The organism is Streptomyces sp. NRRL F-5123, from assembly GCF_000721495.1.
Lineage (GTDB): Bacteria > Actinomycetota > Actinomycetes > Streptomycetales > Streptomycetaceae > Actinacidiphila.
On the sequence record NZ_JOHY01000003.1, the window covers coordinates 135,833 to 153,987 of the forward strand.

Here is an 18,155-nt window from a genome sequence, read left to right on the forward strand (position 1 = left end):
GAGAGCGTTCGCATGACCACCGAGGTACGGGACCGGCGGGCGCCGGGCACTCCCTGCTGGGCCAGCCTCATGGCCCACCGGGCGGACCGGACGCGGGAGTTCTACGCGGCCTTGTTCGGCTGGGAGTTCTCGCCGGGCCCGCCGCAACTCGGCTCGTACACGCTGGCGGCGAAGGGCGGACTGCGGGTGGCGGGGATCGGCGAGGGGTCGCCGGAGCCGCACCGCCCGGTGTCCTGGACGACGATGCTGGCGGCGGACGACGTGGACGCGGCGGCGGAGCGGGTGCGCGAGTGCGGCGGCACGGTGGGTATCGGGCCGCTGAACGCCGGCGAGGACGGGCGGCTCGCGATCGCGGTGGACCCCTCGGGCGCGGTCTTCGGGATCTGGCAGGGCGGCCTGTTCAGCGGCGCGGACGTCACGGGGGTGCCGGGCAGCGTCGGCTGGAGCGAGCTGCTGACCCATGACGCGTCGATGGTCGGGAAGTTCTACGAGGTGGTGTTCGGCCTCACCGTGGAGCGGGCCGGGGGGCAGGACGAGGACCGCGCGGTGCTCGTGACCGGCGGCAACGCGGTCGCCGGGATCCGCGGGCTGGGCCGCGCGCTGCCGCGCGACCGCGGGGCGCACTGGATGACGAGCTTCGCCGTCGCGGACGTGGACGCCGCGGCCCATCTGGCCGTGCGGCTGGGCGGCCGGATCCTGACCGCCCCGCACGCGGGTCCGCACGGGCCCACGGCGGCGCTGTCCGACCCCGAGGGCTCCCCCTTCTCGCTCGTCGGCCTGCCGTAGCGGCGCTCAGGCCAGCAGCTGCGGGGCGGCGCTGAGCACCAGGCCTGCCGCGCCGCGGACCTCGGCGCCGGCGCCGAGGCCGCCGGTGACGATCTCGATGCCGCGGGCGGCGGACGGCAGGGTGTGCCGCCCGATGCCCGCCCGGAGCGGTTCGAGCAGGTCCTCGCCGGCCGCGGCGAGGTCGCCGCCGACCACGACGAGCCGCGGGTTGAGCAGCGTGACCAGGGCGGCCAGGGCGCGGCCGACCGCGTCGCCGGCGTCCCGGACGGCCCGCAGCGCGCCGGTGTTGCGCTGCTTGATGAGCGCGAGCAGGTCGCGCGCGGCGATCTGCCGGCCCCAGCTCTGGCTGAGCAGCCGGGCGATGGCGACGGGGCTGGCGACGGTCTCCAGGCAACCGCGGTTGCCGCAGCGGCAGATGAGCCCGTCGGTGACGAGCGGCAGGTGGCCGATCTCGCCCGCGAGGCCTCGCGCGCCGAGCAGCAGCCGCCCGTTGCTGACGATTCCCGCGCCGATGCCCGCGGACAGCCGGATGTAGACCATGTCGTCGACCTGCCGTCCGGCTCCGTACATCAGCTCGGCGAGCGCTCCGGCGTTGGCGTCGTTGGTGACGCGGACGGGCAGCCCGGTGCGGCCCCGCAGCTCGTCGGTGAGGTGCAGGCCGACCCAGCCGGGCATGATGCCCTCGGCGCCGAGCTCGCCGCTGCCCTTCTCGACCGGCGAGGCGATGCCCGCGCCGATGCCTAGCACCCGCTCGCGGTCGACGCCCGCCTCCTGGAGGGCGCGGCCGACGAGGACGGCCACGAGGTCGAGGGTCTCGCCGGGGGCGCGGTCGACGTCCTTGGCGACCCAGTGCTCCCACAGCACCGTGCCGAACAGGTCACTGAGGATGACCCGGACGTGCTGGTGGCCGATGTCCGCGCCGATCGCGTACCCGGCGCTGGGCACCAGGGACAGCGTCTGGGCGGGGCGGCCGGTGCGCCGCGCCGCGGGCACCTCGGCCCCTTCCCGGTGCGCTTCCTCGGTGACGAGGCCGACCGTGATGAGGTCGGCGACGAGCGAGGAGACGGTGGCCCGGGACAGCCCGGTGACCCGTACCAGTTCGGGGCGGCTGATGCGCGGTGCGGCGTGCAGCGCCTCCAGTACCCGGAGCCGTCCGACCTCGCGCAGGTTGACTGGTGTGTCGATCGTGACTCCCGTGGTGTGCCGGCGCGACGCTGCGGGTAATCGGTTCGCAACACAGCGCCCTCTTGCGTCAGGCCCGGTCAAGAGCCTTGACTTATGACGAACTTCAGGCAGAAACTCGCGAACTGTTCTACCCAACTCGCTGACTTTCAGTCGATCCCGGATGAATAACGATTCACGGCCGCGCGCCGCCCGAGGAGGACACACGTGACGACGACAGACCCGCAGCCCCTGCGGATCGGCATGGTGGGCCATGCGTTCATGGGGGCGGCGCACTCGCACGCGTGGCGCACCGCGGGCCGCTTCTTCGACCTGCCGCGGCCGGTCGAGCTGACCGCGGTGTGCGGACGCTCGGCCGACCGCGTCCGGCAGGCCGCCGAGCGCTACGGCTGGCAGTCGTACGAGACGGACTGGCGCGTGCTGGTCGCCCGGCCGGACATCGACGTGGTGGACATCTGCACGCCCGGCGACAGCCACGCGGAGATCGCGCTCGCGGCGCTGGCCGCGGGCAAGCACGTGCTGTGCGAGAAGCCCCTGGCCAACTCGGTGCGGGAGGCGGAGGAGATGACCACGGCGGCCGCCAAGGCGGCTGCCGAGGGCGTGCGTTCGATGGTCGCCTTCAACTACCGCCGGGTGCCGGCGCTGGCGCTCGCCCGGCAGCTGGTCGAGGAGGGCCGGCTGGGCCGGATCCACCAGGTGCGGGCGCAGTACCTGCAGGACTGGCTGGTCGACCCGGAATTCCCGCTGGCGTGGCGGCTGCGCAAGGACCGCGCGGGCTCCGGGGCGCTGGGCGACCTGGGCGCGCACAGCATCGACGTCGCGCAGTACCTGACCGGCCGGCGGATCTCGTCGGTGGGCGCGGTGCTGGAGACGTTCGTCACCGAGCGCCCGCTGCCGGCCAGTTCCAGCGGCCTGTCCGGCACCGCGGGCAGCGAGCGCGGCCAGGTGACGGTGGACGACGCGGCGCTGTTCACCGCGCGCTTCGACGGCGGCGCGATCGGCGTGTTCGAGGCGACGCGCTTCGCCACCGGGCACAAGAACGCGATGCGGATCGAGATCAGCGGCTCGGCGGGCAGCCTGGCCTTCGACGCGGAGTCGATGAACGAGCTGTCCTTCCACGACCGTTCCGAGGACCCGTCGACCGCGGGCTTCCGCCGCATCCTGGTGACCGAGGACACCCACCCCTACCTGCACGCCTGGTGGCCGCCCGGCCACCTGATCGGCTACGAGCACACCTTCACCCACCAGGTGTCGGACTTCGTGACGGCGATCGCCGAGGGCCGCGACCCGAAGCCGTCCTTCGCGGACGGCCTGCAGGTGCAGAAGGTGCTGTCCGCCGTCGAGTCCAGCGCGGCCGCGCTGGGCGTGCACATCCCCGTCCAGGGCGTTCCCGCGGCCTCCTGACGCCCGCGCCGCCCCCGCCTACCGCCGTCACCGCCGCGCCCCCGCCCGTACCCCCCGCCCACCTGTCCCAGGAGGACGCACCATGGCACGACCCGTCACGCTCTTCACCGGCCAGTTCGCCGACCTGCCCTTCACCGAGGTGTGCCGGCTGGCCTCGCAGTGGGGCTACGACGGCCTGGAGATCGCCTGCTGGGGCGACCACTTCGACGTCGAGGCGGCGCTCGCCGACGACGGCTACCTGCCGCGGCTGCGCGACACTTTGGACAAGCACGGGCTCAAGTGCTGGACGATCTCCTGCCATCTGACCGGCCAGGCGGTGTGCGACCACCCGATCGACGAGCGGCACCAGGGCATCCTGCCGGCCCGTATCTGGGGCGACGGGGAGCCCGAGGGGGTGCGGCAGCGGGCGGCGGAGGAGATCAAGAACACCGCGCGCGCCGCGGCCGCCTTCGGGGTGGACACGGTGGTGGGCTTCACCGGCTCGTCGATCTGGCACACCGTGGCGATGTTCCCGCCGGTGCCGCCGCAGATGATCGAGCGCGGCTACCAGGACTTCGCCGACCGCTGGAACCCGATCCTGGACGTCTTCGACGAGGTCGGGGTGCGCTTCGCGCACGAGGTGCACCCCAGCGAGATCGCGTACGACTACCACACCACCGTGCGGACGCTGGAGGCGATCGGCCACCGCCCCGCCTTCGGGCTGAACTTCGACCCGAGCCACTTCGTGTGGCAGGACCTGGACCCGGTCGGCTTCCTGTGGGACTTCAAGGACCGCATTTACCACGTCGACTGCAAGGAGTCCGTCAAGCAGCTGAACGGGCGAAACGGCCGGCTCGGCTCGCACCTGCCGTGGGGCGACCCGCGGCGCGGCTGGGACTTCGTGTCCACCGGGCACGGCGACGTTCCGTGGGAGCCGGTCTTCCGGATGCTCAACAGCATCGGCTACGCGGGCCCGATCTCGGTCGAGTGGGAGGACGCAGGCATGGACCGCACCCTTGGCGCCCCGCAGGCCCTCGCGCACGTGCGGGCGCTGGCCGCGATCGAGCCGCCTGCCGCGTCCTTCGACTCGGCGTTCAGCTCCTCGTCCTGACACCGCACGCGGTACGGCGGCGGCCGCCCCGCCCGGGACCTCCGGGCAGGGCGGCCGCCGTCACGCGTCCTGCGGGCGGCTCAGCCGCCGATCGCGATCGAGAACAGGTGCATGCCGACCTGGTGGTCGATCTGCCCCTTGCTGACGTTCGGCAGGGTGATCGCCTGCACGGTCCTGCCCGGCAGCAGGTCCACGGTGGCCGCGGAGATGTGGACGGTCTGCGTCTGCTGCCCGCCGCCGTTGTTGAGGTACGGCGTGACGGCGGCGAAGTCGCTGCCCTGCGCGGGTGACCCTGCCCACCAGTCCGACAGCGCCAGCGCGTACGTCTGGGTCGTGCCGTCGGTGTAGAGGATCACGCCGGTACCGGACGTGGCGCCGAAGGTGCTGGTGCCGACGAAGCCGAGCTTGCCGCCGGTCCCGGTGATCTGGATGCCCTGGCCGCCCGCCACGACGTTGTCGGGCCGCCCGGTGCCCGCGGTGGCGGGCCAGGGGAAGGAGATCCCGTCGTGGTCGGTGCTCTTCCCGGCGGTCCAGCCCTGCGCGGCGAGCGCCTGGAGGGAGAGGCTGGCGCCCTCGGCGTCGATGCTGCCCGTCCTGGTGTCGGCGTCGTCGCTGATGCCGGAGTTGTCGTAGGCGGCGGTGAGCGAGGCGTACGGCACGGTGACCGGGGCCTGTGCGCCGTAGTCGCCGCCCGGCGTGGTGACGGTCGCGTCGAGAATGACGTTGCCGGGCTCCGCCCCGTCGGGGACGGTCACGCTCCAGGTGGTGCTGACCGACCGGCCAGGGCCGACCTCGCCGAAGACGTCCGGTGTGGCGGCGGTGGCCTGCCAGCCGTCCGGGACAGCGAGCCCCACGGCCACGTTCTGCACGGCGTCCGGGCTGCCGTTGGTGTAGGTGGTCCGCGCGGTCAGGGTGCTGCCCGCCGCGGCGATGGGCGGCGCGCCGAGCGTCAGCGTGTCGCGGACGACGATCGGCGCGGAGCCGGTGACGCCGCCGACGGTGGCCGACAGGGTCGCGACGCCGTCGGCGACCGCGTGCACGGTGCCGTCCGCGCCGACCGAGGCCACCGCGGGGTTGCTGCTGGCGTAGCTGACCTCGGTCTTCGACAGGTCCACGAAGGACTGGTCGTTGTTGACCGCCTCGACGACGCCGTCCGCGGTGATCGAGGTGTCGCGCTGCTCCCTGGAGTGGTCGGTGTCGTCCGCGATCCACCGGTTCCTGCCGGCGAGCGAGAAGGTCGCGCCCGCGTCCAGCACGACGTTCTCCGGCTGGACGGTGACGGTCCGCACCTTCGGGGTGAGGCTGCCGGTGACCTTGACCTCGGCGCTGCCCGCGGGGTGCGCGGAGTCCGGGCCGACCGAGAAGCGGTAGCCGCCGGCCGGCACGGTCTGCCGGGAGGCGGCGGCGTCCCACACCGCGAGGTCGGCGGCCTTGACGGTGAAGCCGAGGTGCTGTGACTTGCCGGGTGCGAGCACACTGGTCTTGCCGAAGCCCGCCAGCCGCTGCTGCGGCAGGGTGAGGCCGGGGACGGTGAACGGGGTCGCCGCGTAGAGCTGGGCGATGGCCGCGCCGGCGGTCCTGCCGGTGTTGGTGACGTCGACGCCGATCTTCACGGTGCCGTCCGCGGTGATCCGCGACTTGTCGGCGCTGACGTTCTTGAAGGAGAAGGTGGTGTAGCTCAGGCCGAAGCCGAAGGGGTAGGTCGGCTCGCCGGTGAAGAACTGGTAGGTGCGGCCGAGTCCGCCGGTCTCCGCGGGCGTCAGGCCGTAGTTCTGCTTGTCGGGCAGCTGCGAGTCGTCCTTGTACCAGGTGAAGTTCAGGTGCGCGGACGGGTTCTGCTTCCCGAAGAGCACGTCTGCGAGCGCGGTTCCCTGGTCCTGGCCGTTGTAGCCGCTGAAGAGGATCGAGGAGACCTTGTCCTGCACGTCGTCGACCTCGACCGGGCCGTCGGACTGGATGACCAGCGCTGTCCGGTCGTTGCCGAGGGCGGCGGTCTGGTCGATGAGCGAGCGGTAGTTGCCGGGCATCGCGAGGTCGTCGCGGTCGTTGCCCTCGTCGCCGTTGGCCTGGGTGGTGCCGACGAAGACCACGACGAGGTCCGCCGCCCTGATCGCGTCCTTGGTCGCGTCGCTGAGCACCGCCGGGGTGGTGGCGGTGGAGGAGGTGCCTGCCGCGTCGTAGACGACCGAGGCGTACGGGTCGACCGAGTGCACCGCGTTCTGCACGCCCCGCAGCGGGGTGGTGGTGTGGGTGGGCTTGCCGGAGTAGAGGCCGAGCGTGGTGGCGCCGGCGAGGTCGCCGAGGACGACGACCTTCTCGGCCTTGTTCACGTCGGCCGGGAGCAGCGGCGCCTTGGCGGCGGCGGGCTTCGCGTTCTTCAGCAGCACCAGCGAGTTGTCGGCGACCTCGGTGGCCAGCGCCTGGTGCGCCGGGCTCTCGACCTGGTCGGCGGTGAGCCTGGTGTACGGCACCGATCCGGCCGGGTCGAACTCGCCGGTCGCCATCCGTACGGTGAAGACCCGCACCAGCGCGGTGTCGACGACGCCCCCGCTGAGCGCCCCGGACGCGATGGCCGCCTGGATGTCCGCGGTGGTGGCCTCGTCGCCGGTGCAGTTGAGGTCGGTGCCGGCGCGCAGCGCGTACGCCTGGCTGCCGGCCTGCCCGGACAGCTTCTTGCCGGTGGCGGTCCCGGTCCAGGTGGGGTTGTCCGCGTCGTGGTCGGTGGTCCACCCGGGCGGCGCCCAGTCGTGCCCGCCGGGGAACTGCCGCCAGCCGGTGCCGACCGCGCCGCAGTCGGAGGTGATGTAGCCGCCGAACCCGTAGGTGCGCTGGGCGAGTTCGTTGGTGGTGTACGTGTCGGCGACCGACGGGGTGCCGTTGATCGCGTTGTACGACGTCATCAGGCCCGCGACATGCGCCTGCTCGACCAGGTCGCGGAACTGCGCGGTGTAGTAGTCGCGCAGCTCGGTGTCGCTCACGTCGGAGCTGATGCCGGTGCGGTTGTCCTCGACGTTGTTGAGGGCGTAGTGCTTGGCGGTCGCGGCGACCTTGAGGTAGCCCGTCGGGGAGCTGCCGTCGGGGTTGTTGCCCTGGTAGCCGTCGACGAACTGCCCGGCCATCTGCCCGACGAAGTACGGGTCCTCGCCGAACGCCTCGTCGGTGCGGCCCCAGCGCGGGTCGCGGTCCAGGTTGACGGTGGGCGCCCAGAAGGTGAGCGAGCCGTAGTCGTCGGCGGAGGGCCCGAGGTTGTTCTGCCCCTTGCCGAACAGCGACTTGTCCAGGAAGCCGCGGATCTCGTCGGAGATCGCCGTGCTCTCCTGGTACATCAGGTCCCTGTCCCAGGACATCGACGAGGCGAAGTTGACCGGGAAGCTGGTCGCCGCCGGGTCGAGCTCGCCCTGACCGCCCGCCGCGGTGTCGGCACCGAGCCGGTTGACGCCGTGCTGGCCTTCGCTCCAGTACGTGTACTGCTGGACGCCGAGCCGCGGAATGGCGGGGGCGTTGTTCGTGCTGAGCTGGTGCACCTTCTCCTCGGGCGTCATCCGGGACACCAGGTCCGCGGCACGCTCCTCGAAGGAGTAGTGGGTGTCCAGGTAGACCGGGGTGGCCGCGGCCGTCGCGCGGGGGGTGCCGGCCGCGGCCGCGGCGCCGCTCCCCGCGGTCGTCGCGGCCGCGCACGCCATGGCGCACGCGACGGCGACTCCCGCGCGCCGGCGCTTTCGCTGATCCATCCTGCCTCCGTACGTCATCGAGCAGGGACCCCGGCCGCTCCGCGGCTTTCGTCCAAGTCCGGAGAAAGGCCCGGGCAGTGCGGTAACAACTGGGCAGTGTGTGGCCAGATCTGATGCAAGGTCAAGACGTGTGCACGAAATTATCCGATGAGTAATGCTGGAAAATGACATGCGAGATCACGCAAATTGCGCAAATTTTTTGCAGTGGTGAGGTCGGGGCGGCGGCCCCGGGCAGGCAGCGCCGTTCAGGGGCGGTCCCGGCCGCGCAGCCGCGGGGTGAAGGTGGCGTGGAAGATCGTCGAGGCCGCGCCGACCGCCGCGGCCTCGGCGCTGAGCACCGACGGCTCCACCTCGACCTGGCGCAGCCGGCGGGCCTGCGGGAAGTCGTTGACCACCCGGCGGATCTCGTCCAGGTAGTAGGAGGCCGTGTCGTCGGTGAAGAAGGGGCCGCCCAGCACGATCAGGTCGATGTCCAGCAGGTCGACCAGGCCCAGTGCGCCGCGCCCCACCGCCCCCGCGACCTCCCGCAGTGCCGCGGCCGCCGCGGGGTCACCGCCCGCCGCCGCCCGCCCCACCTCGCGGTAGGCCGCCGACGAGCCGCCCGGACCGCCCGGCTGCGGCAGGTCGGCGCGGCCCGCGGTCCGCAGGCCCAGCCGCGCGGCGGCCTCCGGCACGGACACCGGCGGGTTGCACTCCGGCAGCAGCTCGGGCCTGCCGTCCGGGCCGACCCGGCCCAGCGCGACGGCGCACAGCTGGCCGAACTCCCCGGCGTTGGCGCTCACCCCGCGGTAGATGTCGCCGTTGAGGTAGAGGCCGGAGCCCACGCCCGTACCGAGGTAGAGGTACGCGAAGTCGCGCGCCCGGCGGTCGCGGCCGATCCACCGCTCCCCCGCGGCCGCCGCCAGCGAGTCCTTCTCGATGATCACCGGGCAGGGGAAGTGGTCCTGAAGCAGGTAGAGCAGCGGCAGGTCGTTCCACGCCGACATCAGCGGCGGGTCCAGCACGGTGCCCGACGCGATGTCGACCGGGCCGGGCACGGCGACGCCGATACCGAGGAAGCCGTCCTCGCGCACCGCGCCGCGCGCCTTCTCCAGCGCCTCCCGGCCCAGCGCGACGACCTGCGCGACGAAGTCGCCGGGGTCGATGTCGGCGCTGACCGGCCGGGTGCAGGTGCACACGATCGCGCCGTCCAGGTCGATGACGACCGCGGTGATCACCTCGGGGTCGATGTGCAGGCCCAGCGCGTGCGCCGCGGTCCCGCACAGCCGCACCGGGGTGCGCGGCTTGCCCGAGGTCGCCCGCCGCTGCGCGTCCTCGACGAGGATGCCGCGGTCCAGCAGCGACCGGGCGATCCGGGAGACGGACTGCTGGGTGAGGCCCGTACGGTGCGCGATCTCGCCGCGGGTGATGGTGCCGGCCAGGCGTACGGCCTCGATCACCACGCACTCGTTGAACGAGCCCAGGTCGATCTGGTTGACGCCGCTGGACGACGGCTGGCGTGGGACCGCTCCCAGGGCGGCGCCGTCCGGGGCCGCGGCGCGCGGGGTGCGCAGGTGCCCGGCGACGCTCTCCCGCAGCCAGCCCACCGGGCCTTCGGCCTGCTGGAGCGCGGCGATCAGGTCGAGGTAGACGCGGCGCGAGGACTCCGGGTGGCTGGTGCTGTCCAGCGCGACCATCGCGCGCAGGAAGCCGCGCCAGGAGGACCGGGCGGGCAGCAGGTGCCGGCTGGGCCCGCCCGGCGGCGCCGTGGGCGGGACGTCCGGCGCGGGACCGTCGTCCCACAGCGTGACGGCGTGCAGCGCGATGTCCGGGTGGTGCCCGGCGGCGGCGGTGAGGAAGGCGGCGAGCCCGTCCGCGCCCGGCGGCCGCGGCGCGGCGGCGGCGCGGCCCGCGGGACGGCGCTCCTCCAGCGCCCGGCCGAGTCCGGCCAGCACGTCCTCGCCGATCACGGTCGCGGCCGGGCCCGGCGCGGCCGCCGGACGGCTGCGCGTCCCGGCCAGCAGCACCGCGCGGCACGCGTCGGCGTAGAGGCCGAGCACCCAGACGTCGGGGCCGGGCAGTGGCGGGACGGTCGGCACCTCGGGGCCGGGCGCGCCGGCGTCCGGGGTGAGGCGCCAGCGGCGGCGGATGGCGGCCACCGTGGCGTGCGACAGGCCCAGTTCGCGGGCGATGGCCCGGCCCGCGCCGCTGCCGCCGGGGGCGAGCAGGGCGCGGGTGACGACCTCGGCCTCGTCGACGGTGGCGGGCCGGCCGGTGCGCGGACGCTGTTCCAGGCCGCGCAGGCCCGCGCTCTGCCAGCGGTGGCGCCAGGTGCCGACGGTCTGCCGGGAGATGCCGAGCCGGCGGGCGATCTCGGCGTCCCGCACGCCCTCCTCGGCGAGCAGCACCACCCGGGCGCGTACCGCGAGCGGCCCGTCCTCGGCGGCCCACCCGCGCAGCACCTCCCGGCTGCCGGACTCCTCCTGCTCCCCCGCGGCCGTCGTGGCCGTCCGGGCCTCAGCCACGGCTCGCCCCCTCCGGCGCGGCCGGGGTCAGCCGGAGGGTGAGGATCTGGAAGGGACGCAAGGTGAGCGGGACGCCGTCGGCGGCGTGCGGGCGGGGGCTCAGCGGGGACTCCAGCAGGTCGGTTTCGTGGACGGCGGCGACGGGGAAGCCGGCCGCCAGCGTGGCACGCGCGCGGCCGCCACGTGATTCGTACAGTCTGACAACGATGTCTCCGCTGCGGTCGTCCGCCAGCTTGACCGTCTCCACCAGTACGTCCGGGTGGTCGACGGCGACCAGCGGCTCCTGCGGCCGGCCGGGTCCGGGGCGCAGCGGCAGGGCGAGCGCGTAGCCCTCGGCGACCGCGTCGCCGATCCCGGCACCCGGGCGCAGCGTGTGCCGGAAGTACTGGACGCCGCGGTCGGCGTGCGGGTCGGGGCTGTGCGGGGCCCGCAGCAGGGTGCTGCGGACGACCGTGGTGGTGCCGCCGTCGGCGCGGGTGTGCCGGGTGACGTCGTAGCCGTAGCCCGCGTCGCCGGCCAGGGCGACGCCGAAGCCGTGCTCGCCCACGTGGATCCAGCGCTGGGCGGCGGCCTCCTGGTGGGCGGCGTCCTGCGCGGTGTTCTCGTGCGTGGGGCGGGTGACGTGCCCGAACTGCACCTCGGCGCGGGTGTTCTCGGCGTGCACGTCCAGCGGCCAGGCGGCCTTGAGCACGGTGTCCTGCTCGCGCCAGTCGACCTCGGTGTCCACCGCGAGCGCCCGGCTGCCCGCGCCGAGCGCGAGGTCCTGGACGACGGTGGAGCGGCCGGTGCCGCGGGTCACCCGCACCACCGCGAGCAGCGGTCCGGCCGCCCGCACCTCGACCCGCTCGGCGGTGTCGAGGTCGCGCCGGGTGGCGCGGTAGCCGGGGTCGAGCTGCAGCGCGCTCCAGCCGGCCGGCTCGTCGCGGTGCAGCTGGAGCAGGTTGCCCGCCTCGCCGGGGGCGATGGCGTCCCGCCCGGCGGCCACGTCGACCGCGGAGCGCACCAGGCCGGCGGCGTCGATACGGACCCGGAGCAGGCCGTTGTCCAGGACGTGCCCGCCGTCGTCGGTCGCGGTGACGGTGACCGGGGCGGTGCCGCCGAGCGGCAGTCCCGCGGGGCCGGCGCCGAGGGCGGGCGCCTGCGCGAGGACGGCCACCTGGCCGCCGGGCAGCGGCTGCGCGGTGGGGTAGCAGATGCCGGCGCCGGCCTCGGGCGCGGGGAGCACGGCGACCTCGCGGCGGGCGTGCGGCGCGGAGTTGAGCACGCAGCCGCCCTCGGGGTCGCCGGTCGCGCGGCGGACCAGCCGGTCGAGGCGGCGGTGGACGTCGCGGTGGGTCTGCTCGGCCTCCTCGTGCACCCAGGCGATCGAGGTGCCGGGCAGGATGTCGTGGCACTGCTGGAGCAGCACCTTCTTCCACAGCCGCTCCAGCTCCTGGTAGGGGTAGCCGGCGCCGAGCCGCACCGCGGCGGTGGCCGACCACAGCTCGGCCTCGTGCAGCAGCGCCTCGCTGCGACGGTTGCCGCGCTTGGTGCGGGCCTGGCTCGTGTACGAACCGGTGTGCGGGGTCAGGTCGATCTCGCCGCGCCAGACCGGGGCGGCGGCGCGGCCGTCCCCTCCGGCGGGCCCGCCCGGTCCGCCCGCGGGCGCGGCGTACTCGGCGGCGGCGTCGCGGAAGAAGTGGCCCGGCCGGCGCAGGGTCACTCGCGGGGCGCCGTCGAGGTCGGCGAGGCGGCGGGCGCGCTCCAGCATCGAGCGGTCGGGCCCGCCGTCGCTGCGCCCGAAGGGCAGCAGCGAGCGGGTGGCGAGGCCCTTCTCGGCGAAGCCCGCGACGGCGTCCGCGGTGTCCCCCGCGGTCAGCCCGCTGCCCTCGGGCCCGCCGGGCGCGAGGTGGGTGAACAGCCGGGTGCCGTCCAGGCCCTCCCACCAGAAGGTGTGGTGCGCGGGGCCGCAGCCCGGGTCGGGGCGGCGGCTGAGGAACCAGGTGGCGCCGGACAGCGCGGCGATCTGCGGGAAGGCGGCGGAGGCGCCGGACGCGTCGGGCAGCCAGACCCCCTCGGTCTCGACGCCGAGTTCGTCGCGGAAGAAGCGCCGCCCGTAGACGAACTGCCGCACCAGCGCCTCGCCGCCGGGCAGTTCGGCGTCGGCCTCGACCCACATGCCGCCGACCGGCGCCCAGGTGCCGTGCGCGACGGCCTTGCGTATCCGCTCGAAGACGTGCGGGTGGTGCTCCTTGGTCCAGGCGTAGTGCTGGGCGGCGGAGGCGGCGACGGTCAGCTCGGGGTATTCCTCGGCGAGCGCGGCCATGGTGCTGAAGGTGCGGGCGCACTTGCGCACGGTCTCGCGCACCGGCCACAGCCAGGCGGAGTCGATGTGGGCGTGGCCGACGGCGTCCAGGCGGTGGGCGGAGTCGTGGGCCGGGCGGGCGAGCAGCGGGGCGAGGACGGCGCGGGCGCAGGCCGCGGTCCGGCCGACCGCGCGCGGGTCGACGGCGGCTGTCGCGCGCTCCAGGCCGACGGCGATCTCGTACCGCCGCGGGGTGCCGGCGGGCAGCGCGCGCATCAGGCCGAGCAGCGTCTCGATGTCGTGGACGAGCTGCCAGACGTCCTCGTCGCGGATGGCGAGGTCGGCGCGGCGCAGCCGGAAGAGCGGGGTGTCGCCGGCGGTCGCGGGGTCGCCGTAGCGGGTGCCGGCGCCGCTGCCGCCCTCGATGCGGGGGTTGGCCGCGGCCTCGACGAGCAGCCGTACGCTCTCGCCGCCGGACGCCGAGCGGTGCAGCAGCACCGCGCCGAGCCCGGGGTGCAGGCCCTGCAGCGGGATGCCGTGCGCGTCGTGGACGAGGGCCTCGGCGCGGCCGCCGTACCCGCCGGCGTCCTCCTCGGCGCCGAGGTCGACGAGCGCCTCGACGCGGCGGCCCGCCCACCGCTCGGGCACGGTCGCACGGACGTCGAACCAGCTGGTCGCCCACGGGCGGCCCCAGGGCTCGCCCACGGTGAAGGGGGTGTAGTCGGCACGCAGGGCCACCTCGGCGGGCACCGGTTCACCGGCGATGTGCCAGGCGCCGACGTCCATGGGCAGTCGCTGCGGATAGAGCGCGGGGCGCAGCCTGTCGGCGAGGAAGGCGGCTGTGCGCTCTTCCCCGGAAGCGGTCCGGTCATGCATGGGCAGCCCTTCCTGTCCAGCCAGTAACCGCTATGTAAAACCATGTGTGTTATCAAGTCAACGCTTCCAACGCTTTCGGCTTTCTTGCTGGTCGTGACCTGCGAGGACATATTTGTCATGCGTATTAACCGCCACAGCGCGCATTCTTCGGACGGTAATTGACATGACATCACCGGGACGCAAATGCGGCGGAGGCACCGGCCTCCATGACCGGTGCCTCCGCCGCATTTGCGTGCCCGTGCTGCCCGTGCCGCCGCTGGTGGCGGGCTTACGTGAGCGGCACCGCCGCCGGGCGCTCGCAAGCAGTGGCGACCGGCAGCGACCGGCCCTCGTGCGCCGCGTCCAGCAGCGTGAGCATCACGTCGAGGACGTGCTCGGCGAGTTCGCCCGACGCCAGGTGCGGGCGGCCGGCGGCCACGGCCCCGGCGAGGTCCGCGAGTCCGGTGCCGCGCCCTGCGCCGCGGTGGCCCGCGGACACCGGGAGCTGCTGCCAGGCGCCGCCGGTGAAGAGCTCCACCGGGCCGTCGAAGCCGTTCGGGTCCGGCACCCCGAGCGAGCCCTGCGTGCCGTGCACCTCGATCCGCGGCAGGTGGGCGGCGTGGATGTCGAAGCTCATCACCAGCGTGGACAGCGCGCCCGCGGCATGCTCCAGCACGCCCGTGACATGCGTGTCGACCTCGACCGGGAAGCGCTGCCCGGCCCGCGACCCGCTGCCGATCTCCCGCTCGGCGCGCGGGGTGCTCGCCGCGCCGGTCACCCTGACGACCGGGCCGAGCAGGTGCACCAGTGCCGAGAGGTAGTACGGGCCCATGTCCAGCAGCGGCCCGCCGCCCGGCCGGTAGTAGAACTCCGGGTCGGGGTGCCAGGCCTCGTGGCCCGCGGTGGTCATGAAGGCCGTCGCGGCGACCGGCCGCCCGATCAGCCCGTCGTCGACCGCCTTGCGGGCGGTCTGGGTGCCGGTGCCGAGCACGGTGTCCGGCGCGCTGCCGACCCGTACGCCCGCGGTGCGCGCGGCGGCCAGGACGGCGGTGGCCTCCGCGCGGGTCGCGGCGAGCGGCTTCTCGCCGTAGACGTGCTTGCCCGCCGCGATCGCGGCGAGCGCGACCTCGGCGTGCACGGCGGGGATCGTCAGGTTGAGCACCGCGTCCACGTCGTCGCGCGCGACCAGCTCGGCGACGTCGCCCACGACCTCGGCGCCGGCCCCCGCGGCGGCCTCCTTGGCGCGCGCCGGGTCCAGGTCGGTGACCGCGGTCAGCCGCAGGGTCTCCAGCCGGGCGATGGTGTCGAGGTACTGGCCGCTGATCTTGCCGGCCCCGACCATGCCTATCCTCAGCGGCTCGCCCACAGCAGTCCCCTCTCGGTGATCGCCCGCACCTCGGGCACGTCGAAGTCGTCGGCCTTGTGGCCGATGGCGGAGACGAAGACCCGTCCCGCGCCGTGCGTCCTGGTCCACACCTGCGGCATGACCACGTCCCGCGGGCGGTCGCCCGCGGCCGGGAAGACCGAGGTGGCCAGCACCTCGCTCGCCGGGTCGGTGGACATGAAGTAGTGCTCGGTGTGCACCGCGAACTCCTTCAGGCCCGCGGTGATCACGTGGCCGTCGCCGACCGGCTCGACGGTGTAGTCGACGAAGCCGGGCGGGTGCATGAGGAACTGCCCGCCGGTCAGCTGGGCGTAGTCCAGGTCGCCGCGGAAGGAGTCCAGGACCCCGCCGTGCCAGCCGGCGAATCCGGTGCCCGCGCGCACCGCGGCGGACAGGCCCCGGCTCTGCTCGGGCGTGATCACGCCCATCGTCCAGCACTGGACGACCAGGTCGGTGCCGGCCAGCAGGGCGTCGTCGGTGTAGACGTCGAGCGAGTCGGAGATCTCGACGGTGAAGCCCTGGTCCTGGAGGAAGGGCAGGAAGAGGCCGGTGATCTCCACCGGGCTGTGTCCTTCCCAGCCGCCCCGGACGACGAGGGCCTTCCGTACGGATTCGGTCACGGGCGTTGCACGCTCCCATCGGTGTTGCGCAGCAGGGCCCACCGGTCGTGGGCCAGCGGTTCGGGTACCGGGTACCTGCGTGCGGCGGCCTCGTCGAAGTCGACCCCGTGGCCGGGCGACTCGTTGGGGCGCAGGCCCCCGCCCTCCGCCACGACCGTACCCGGGTAGACCTCGTGCACCGGCGGCTTGAAGACGGCCGCCTCCTGCACCCCGAAGGCGTGGCTGGAGATGTCCATGGCCAGGGTCGCGGCCTGCGCGACCGGGCTGACGTCGGCCGGGCCGTGCGGCGCGAGGCGGACCCCGCGCAGCTCGCACATGGCCGCGACCTTGCGCGCCGGGGTCAGCCCGCCGAGCGTGGGGACCCTGATCCGGGCGAAGTCGATGTCCGGCCCGGCGAGCAGCGCGGTGAACTGCGCCGGGTCGTGGAAGAGCTCGCCGACCGCGAGCGGTACGGGCGAGGCGTCGTGCAGCCGCTTGAAGTGGCCGGCGTCCTCGGGGGCGAGCAGGTCCTCGACGAAGTACATCCTGGCGTCCTCGACGCGGCGCAGGAACTCCCGGGCCTGCCGCGGGTCGAGGCGCTCGTGCACGTCGTGCAGCAGCTCGACGTCGTCGCCGACCAGCTCGCGGACCCGGGTGAGGACCGGCGGGACGTGCCGCAGGTAGCCGCCGCTGTCCCACGGCACCCGCCGCTCGTGCACCGCCCGCGGGTCGGCCGCGCCGCCTCCCGCGGTGCCGTACGTGTCGGCGCCGGGCACCGCGGCCTGGATCCGGACGTGCCGGTAGCCGCGCTCGCGGGCGGCCAGCACCTTGTCGGCGATCTCGGCGGCGTCCTGGCCGTCGACGTGCGTGTAGGCCTCGGCGAAGGCCCGGACCCGGCCGCCGAACAGCGAGTGCAGCGGGACCCCGAGGCGCTTGGCCTTCAGGTCCCACAGCGCGACGTCGACCCCGCCGAGCGCGTTCCCGGTGACGGATCCGCCGCGCCAGTAGCCGCTGTTGAGCAGCAGCCGGTGGATGTCCTCGATGTCGTCGGGGTCGCGGCCGACCAGCAGCGGGGCGACGTAGTCGTCGAGGACCGAGCGGACGGCGAGCGTACGCTGGGGGTCGCTCGCACAGCCGAGGCCGTAGAGTCCGGGGTCGTCGGTCTCGACCCGGACGACGAGGTGGGGACAGCCGTGCGGGGCTGTCAGGAACGTGCGGACGGCCGTGATGCGTACGGCGGCTCCGCGCTCCTCGACCCAGGGCGCGGGGGCGAGAAGTACGGGACCGGCGGGGGCGGTGTCGCTATGGCTGTCGGTGCCGGCATCAGGCAATGCCATGTGGGACTCCAACGTACAGATAGCAGAATGTCGTACTGCCATCCGAACGTATGGAGGGCGGTCGACACTTGTCAATGCCTGCCGGCGGCCGTCGACCGGCCACCCGTCAACAACCAAGCGGGCAGCGGGAGTTGGTCACGGGAGGCAGCAGGGCACACCGCGGCTCGCGCCGGCGGTGCGGAGGGGCGCCGGGCGCGCCGGGGGCGGCCGCTCAGTGCCGGCCGAGGCGCTTGAGGAGGGTGCTGAGGCTGTGCGCGGCCTCGGTGACGGCCTGCGCGACCTCTTCCAGCCGGGCGTCGTCCATCCGGCTCTTGGGCGCGGAGCAGCTGATCGCGTCCAAGCCCTGGCCGCCGCCGAGCGGCACCGCGACGCAGCGGATGTCGACGGAGTTCTCGCCGTCGTCGGTCGCCCAGCCGCGCAGCCTGGTCTCGGCGAGCTGGGCCAGGAAGGCGTCCGGGTCGGTCACCGTGCTGGGGGTCAGCCGCTCCAGCGGCCAGTCCAGCCGGCGCTGCACCTCGGCCGGATCGAACTGCGAGAGCACCGCCTTGCCCAGCCCGGTGGCATGCGCGGGAAGCCGGCGGCCGACCGCCGAATACATCCGAAGTGCGTGCCTGGACTCGCGTTTTGCCAGGTAGACGACGTGCGTGCCGTCGAGCCTGCCCAGGTGGACCGCCTCGCCGGTCTCCTCGGCGAGCGCGTCGAGCACCGGCCCGGCCAGGCTCGTGACGTCGTCGCCCTCCAGGTAGGCGGTGCCCGTCAGCAGCGCCTTCAGACCGATGCCGTACCGCGTGCCCGAGGCGTCCAGGTCGACCCATCTGCGGGCCTCCATGGTCCGCAGGATCGCATGCAGGCTGCTCTTCGGCACGGACATGGCCGCGGCCATCTCCGCCAGCGAGAGCCGGGCCCCCTGCACCCCGAGCAGCTCCAGCACTTCCAGCACGCGCGCCGCGGACTTGACCTCTTCCGGCTTCCGTCCGCGCGCCGCTTCTGCCACCGATT

General features: G+C 74.2%; 11 protein-coding genes. 3 read left to right on the plus strand and 8 right to left on the minus strand.

From position 1 onward, the window contains the following. Positions 1-12 precede the first annotated feature (12 nt). Positions 13-786, plus strand: a complete 774-nt coding sequence (locus IH54_RS0104335; protein ID WP_031512931.1) for a VOC family protein — start codon at positions 13-15, stop codon at positions 784-786. 6 nt (positions 787-792) lie between these two features. On the opposite strand, the gene IH54_RS0104340 is transcribed toward IH54_RS0104335, so the two are convergent. Continuing rightward, positions 793-2,052, minus strand: coding sequence for an ROK family transcriptional regulator (locus IH54_RS0104340; RefSeq protein WP_052397059.1), 1,260 nt, complete (start codon positions 2,050-2,052; stop codon positions 793-795). Positions 2,053-2,211: 159 nt separating this feature from the next. Between IH54_RS0104340 and IH54_RS0104345 the strand changes: the two genes are divergently transcribed. Both IH54_RS0104345 and IH54_RS0104350 read left to right on the plus strand, forming a co-directional pair. Then, the gene (locus IH54_RS0104345; RefSeq protein WP_052397082.1) at positions 2,212-3,372 is read left to right on the plus strand and encodes a Gfo/Idh/MocA family protein; all 1,161 of its coding nucleotides are present in this window, start codon (positions 2,212-2,214) and stop codon (positions 3,370-3,372) included. Between the two features lie 82 nt (positions 3,373-3,454). After that, positions 3,455-4,462: a sugar phosphate isomerase/epimerase family protein gene (locus IH54_RS0104350; protein ID WP_031512934.1), complete on the plus strand. Its 1,008-nt coding sequence runs from the start codon at positions 3,455-3,457 to the stop codon at positions 4,460-4,462. Between the two features lie 80 nt (positions 4,463-4,542). On the opposite strand, the gene IH54_RS0104355 is transcribed toward IH54_RS0104350, so the two are convergent. The 7 genes from IH54_RS0104355 to IH54_RS0104385 form a co-directional block, all read right to left on the minus strand. Beyond that, positions 4,543-8,193: a glycoside hydrolase family 3 C-terminal domain-containing protein gene (locus tag IH54_RS0104355; protein ID WP_031512935.1), complete on the minus strand. Its 3,651-nt coding sequence runs from the start codon at positions 8,191-8,193 to the stop codon at positions 4,543-4,545. Between the two features lie 245 nt (positions 8,194-8,438). Further along, positions 8,439-10,697 (minus strand): ROK family protein, encoded by a 2,259-nt coding sequence (locus tag IH54_RS42820; RefSeq protein WP_078861930.1) that lies wholly within the window; start codon positions 10,695-10,697, stop codon positions 8,439-8,441. Then, positions 10,690-13,857, minus strand: coding sequence for an alpha-mannosidase (locus IH54_RS0104365; protein WP_031512937.1), 3,168 nt, complete (start codon positions 13,855-13,857; stop codon positions 10,690-10,692). Before IH54_RS0104365 ends, IH54_RS42820 begins: the two co-directional genes overlap by 8 nt. A 268-nt stretch (positions 13,858-14,125) precedes the next feature. After that, positions 14,126-15,202: a Gfo/Idh/MocA family protein gene (locus IH54_RS0104370; protein WP_031512938.1), complete on the minus strand. Its 1,077-nt coding sequence runs from the start codon at positions 15,200-15,202 to the stop codon at positions 14,126-14,128. After that, the gene (locus IH54_RS0104375) at positions 15,187-15,840 is read right to left on the minus strand and encodes a ThuA domain-containing protein (protein ID WP_031512939.1); all 654 of its coding nucleotides are present in this window, start codon (positions 15,838-15,840) and stop codon (positions 15,187-15,189) included. The genes IH54_RS0104370 and IH54_RS0104375 overlap by 16 nt, the downstream gene beginning before the upstream one ends. After that, complete coding sequence (locus IH54_RS0104380) at positions 15,837-17,156, minus strand: enolase C-terminal domain-like protein (protein WP_031512940.1); 1,320 nt, start codon at positions 17,154-17,156, stop codon at positions 15,837-15,839. The genes IH54_RS0104375 and IH54_RS0104380 overlap by 4 nt, the downstream gene beginning before the upstream one ends. A gap of 211 nt (positions 17,157-17,367) precedes the next feature. After that, positions 17,368-18,150, minus strand: a complete 783-nt coding sequence (locus tag IH54_RS0104385; RefSeq protein ID WP_031512941.1) for an IclR family transcriptional regulator — start codon at positions 18,148-18,150, stop codon at positions 17,368-17,370. Positions 18,151-18,155 lie beyond the last annotated feature (5 nt).